We start from the raw sequence: 712 nt of genomic DNA on the forward strand, positions 1-712 counted from the left end.
GTACCAGAAATTGCTGAAATCATTACGAAGCTAGACGAAATCATTAAAGATGAATTTCCGGATAAACCAGCGGTGCAAATTATTGACAAATGGGGTACAGTTCATATGGCATCGATTGCGATTCATTTTGGATTCTCGACTAATGGGGTTGCCGCTTTACATACAGAAATATTGAAAAATAACGAGTTAAACCATTTTTATGAGATTTATCCTGAAAAATTCTCAAATAAAACAAACGGGATTACTTTCCGTCGTTGGTTAATGGCATGTAACCCGTCGTTAACAAACTTTATTGATGAACACATTGGGACAAAATGGCGTGAAGATGCTGACTTAACAGACTTATTAGCATTCGAAAATGATGACAAGGTATTAGATGAATTACGTCACATTAAGAGAGAAAATAAAAATGCCTTGGCAGACCACTTGCAACGTACACGTGACATTAACATTGACCGTCATTCAATTGTAGATGTTCAAATTAAACGTATTCATGAATATAAACGTCAACAAATGCTGGCCTTATACATCATCTACAAATACCACGAAATTAAAGCAGGGAACATTCCTGGAACGCCAATTACCATTATTTTCGGTGGTAAAGCAGCGCCAGCCTATACGATTGCTAAAGATATTATTCATTTAATCTTGTCATTATCAGAATTAATTGAAAATGACTTAGACGTGGCACCACACTTGAAAGTGGTATTCG

At 36.0% G+C, this 712-nt stretch carries 1 protein-coding gene; it reads left to right on the forward strand.

The window, feature by feature from the left end:
• Positions 1-712, forward strand: a 712-nt coding sequence (locus ACRCJ0_RS17575) for a glycogen/starch/alpha-glucan phosphorylase (RefSeq protein WP_431391438.1), incomplete at both ends; no start/stop codon positions are given.

Source organism: Aerococcus sp. L_32, assembly GCF_050689315.1.